This is a genomic window from Stenotrophomonas capsici (genome assembly GCF_034961085.1).
Taxonomy (GTDB): Bacteria; Pseudomonadota; Gammaproteobacteria; order Xanthomonadales; family Xanthomonadaceae; genus Stenotrophomonas; species Stenotrophomonas capsici.
The window spans coordinates 4,841-8,060 of record NZ_JAYFUH010000045.1 but is presented as its reverse complement, the minus strand read 5'-3'; the positions used below and the strand labels follow the sequence as shown (position 1 = coordinate 8,060).

Here is a 3,220-nt window from a genome sequence, read left to right as displayed (position 1 = left end):
AGAACATGAACCCGCCGCGTTACCCGCCGGCCGCTTTCCGCGCCGGTATCCAGGGCGAGGTCATCCTGATCATTGATGTCGATGCCAACGGCAACGTCACCAATGTGGCCGTCGAGAAGTCCAGCCGCAACCGTGACCTCGACCGTGCTGCCATGGAAGCGGCGCGCAAGTGGAAGTTCAACCCCGCCTCAAGCGGTGGACAGAAGGCGGCTGGTCGCGTCCGCGTCCCGGTCAACTTTGCGCTGAGCTGATCCGTGTGGCGGCCAGGACTGGCCGCTGCTGGAACGGTTCAACTTTAGCTACACCCTTTAACACCACACACAACAAAGGTAAGCGTCATGCTGCAGGAAATTTTCATCGCCGCTGCTGCCGGGGGCAACGCAAACAACGCCCTCTCGCAGATGGGCTTCGAGCACCTGATCCACGAAATGACCTCCAAGCCGGGTGACTTCGCCGTCTCCTGGGTCGTGCTGATCACCCTGGTGGCGATGTCGGCCATGTCCTGGTACTGGACTGTCATCAACATCTTCCGTACCGCCCGCCTGAAGTCGGCCGCTGGCCGCGTTCCGAGCCTGTTCTGGGATGCCCCGAACGCCCAGGACGCCATCCGCGCCATGGAAGAACAGCCGGCTTCCGAGCCGTTCTCGAAGATCGCCCTGGACGCTGCCCAGGCTGCTGCCCACCACCAGCAGGCCGGTGCCGCCGAGACCCTGAGCCGTTCGGAGTTCGTCGATCGCGCCCTGCGTCAGGCCGTGACCCGCGAGTCCAACAAGCTGCAGGGCGGCATGATCCTGCTGGCCACCGTCGGTGCAACCGCTCCGTTCGTGGGTCTGCTGGGTACCGTGTGGGGCATCTACGGCGCGCTGATCAAGATCGGTGCAACCGGTTCGGCCTCGATCGACGCCGTTGCCGGCCCGGTGGGTGAAGCGCTGATCATGACCGCCATCGGTCTGTTCGTGGCTATCCCGGCCGTGTTCGCCTTCAACTTCTTCAGCAAGATCAACAGCGCGACCATCAGCAAGTTCGATACCTTCGCGCACGATCTGCACGACTTCTTCGCCACTGGCTCGCGCGTTCGCTGAGCCAGTAAGCCGAGCAGTCCTCGCAACGATATAGACGGAGCCCGTTATGGCTTTCAGTAGTGGTAACAGCAGCGGCCCGATGGCCGACATCAACGTGACGCCCCTGGTGGACGTCATGCTGGTGCTGCTGATCATCTTCATCATCACGGCTCCCCTGATGTCCCACAAGGTCAAGGTGGAGTTGCCCGAGGCCAACCTGATCCAGAATCCGGACGATGCTGAAAAGCGTCCGAATCCGATCACGGTTGCCGTCAAGGAAGACGGTTCGCTCTACTGGAACGACGAGCCGGTCTCGAAGGAGACCCTGGAATCGCGTTTCGCCACCGCTGCGCAGCAGACGCCGCAGCCGCCGCTGAATCTTCGTGGTGACAAGACCACCAAGATGAGCGTGATCAACGAAGTGACCAAGATCGCGCAGGGGCAGGGCATGCTGGACGTCGGTTTCGTTGCCACCAAAGAAAAGGGGCAATAAGCGATGGCATTCAGTAGTGGCAACAACAAGGGCCCAATGGCCGACATCAACGTCACGCCCCTCGTGGACGTGATGCTGGTGCTGCTGATCATCTTCATCGTGACCGCGCCGATCATGACGTACCCGATTGCCGTGGATCTGCCGCAGCGGGTCATCAACCCGCCGCCGCAGCTGCGCGAGCCGCCGCCGCCGATCGATCTGCGCGTGGATGCGAGCAACCAGGTTTTCTGGAACAACAGTCCGGTGAACGTGGCTGACCTGCAGCAGAAGATGGAAGAAGAAGTACAGAAGGATCCGACCAACCAGCCGGAACTTCGCATCGAAGCAAGCCCGGATTCGGAGTATGAAGTCATGGCCAAGATCCTTGCCCAGGCCAAGAATGCTCAGATGAAGAAGATTGGCTTCGTGCAGTAATACTGCAACACCAAGTCATGACGCGACTGGAAAACGCCCCCGGAAACGGGGGCGTTTTTTTGCTTCGCGAATCGTAATGGCGCGCCGCTGCCCTGCCCTGCTGTGCACCGGCAGGGAGCGGTTGGACACGAGCGCCAGGCGCTGGGTGGCATCGAGCGACGGGCTTGTGGATAAACGAAGCAGAAGGCGGCCGCGGTAGCGCATCTGGAAGGGGAAGCGCGTGGCGGCGTGCAGATTGCGTTGCGCCGGAAAACCCTGCGTCGCGAACCTCCCGCTGTGGATAAACATGTGCCGGGCGAGGTACGTGTCCGGAAGATCGCTGGGTTCCACGTGGGGTTGCGCTGCAGAATGCCTGGCACCGAGCCAGATTCGGCGCCATCGATCGGAGAAACACGGCTTGCCTGTTGGGATATCCACAGATGCGGCGCAGGCTGTGGATGAAACTGCAGCCTCATCCAATCCGATGCATCGTCCGGATGCGCGATTGCAGGCCATCAGGAGGCGTTGTTATCTACAGCTCCTGCGCTGAACGGTTCGATTCTCTCCAGCCTGATGAACGCGGATTCCAGGGTTATCCACAGGCCATGGTGCATCCGTTTAGGGATGCCGGATGGCGCTTATCCACAACCGCACGCGAGTGGCGTCACTCTGCCAAGGCGGATCTGGGCAGATGATCGGTCTGGCTGTGGATAACTCCTGCTACACCCCGCGAAGCGCTATCACTGCCAGAACAGCCGGATTTCAGAGAATCTACAGAAATTGAGCGACATTCAGCGATTTTTACGCCTGAAGGCCGAGGGATCAGGAATGCCCGAGCATCGGGCGCGAGCGGAGTCAGGCTGGCCTGCCCCACCCCGGCGTGGCAGGTCCAGGAGCGCTACAGGGGGGCCGGTGGATAAGTCATGCCTCTCAACGTACCGGGCGCCAGATATCCACAACAGAACAGCGGGAGGGCTGCCGGTTGCCATCGAACCGGCGTTTATCCACAGGAGAAGGGCAAAGCAGCGCCGCATCAATGCCCCGAATGGCCCCGGATGCTCCCGTTTGTGGATAAAAATGCGTTCAAGCGACGAGGGATGCCTGCTTATCCACAGCAATCTGGGGATAAGCGGCTTCGCAGGCCTTCGGTATGCTTCGTGACCCGGACGACATCTGATCTATCCACAGGCGCTGTCCGGATCAGGCGGGTTGCCTGTACATGGACCGTTGCAGCTGTGGACAAGTCCGGGCCGGAAGTACGCGGCGCCCGGGA

Annotated in this window: 5 protein-coding genes; 4 read left to right on the top strand and 1 reads right to left on the bottom strand. The window is 61.1% G+C overall.

Annotated features, from left to right (window positions below):
• The 4 genes from VA603_RS01550 to VA603_RS01535 form a co-directional block, all read left to right on the top strand.
• Nucleotides 1-251: energy transducer TonB (locus VA603_RS01550; RefSeq protein ID WP_323437741.1), on the top strand; the 251-nt coding region annotated here is incomplete at its 5' end.
• Nucleotides 252-338: 87 nt separating this feature from the next.
• The gene (exbB, locus tag VA603_RS01545; protein ID WP_132864053.1) at nucleotides 339-1,082 is read left to right on the top strand and encodes a TonB-system energizer ExbB; all 744 of its coding nucleotides are present in this window, start codon (nucleotides 339-341) and stop codon (nucleotides 1,080-1,082) included.
• A gap of 46 nt (nucleotides 1,083-1,128) precedes the next feature.
• On the top strand, nucleotides 1,129-1,554 hold the full coding sequence (locus VA603_RS01540) for an ExbD/TolR family protein (protein ID WP_132864052.1): 426 nt from the start codon (nucleotides 1,129-1,131) through the stop codon (nucleotides 1,552-1,554).
• A 3-nt stretch (nucleotides 1,555-1,557) separates the two neighbouring features.
• Entirely contained in the window at nucleotides 1,558-1,968 is a 411-nt protein-coding gene (locus VA603_RS01535) for an ExbD/TolR family protein (protein WP_132864051.1), read from the top strand.
• 15 nt (nucleotides 1,969-1,983) lie between these two features.
• On the opposite strand, the gene VA603_RS01530 is transcribed toward VA603_RS01535, so the two are convergent.
• On the bottom strand, nucleotides 1,984-2,298 hold the full coding sequence (locus VA603_RS01530; protein WP_323437740.1) for a hypothetical protein: 315 nt from the start codon (nucleotides 2,296-2,298) through the stop codon (nucleotides 1,984-1,986).
• Between the last annotated feature and the right edge of the window lie 922 nt (nucleotides 2,299-3,220).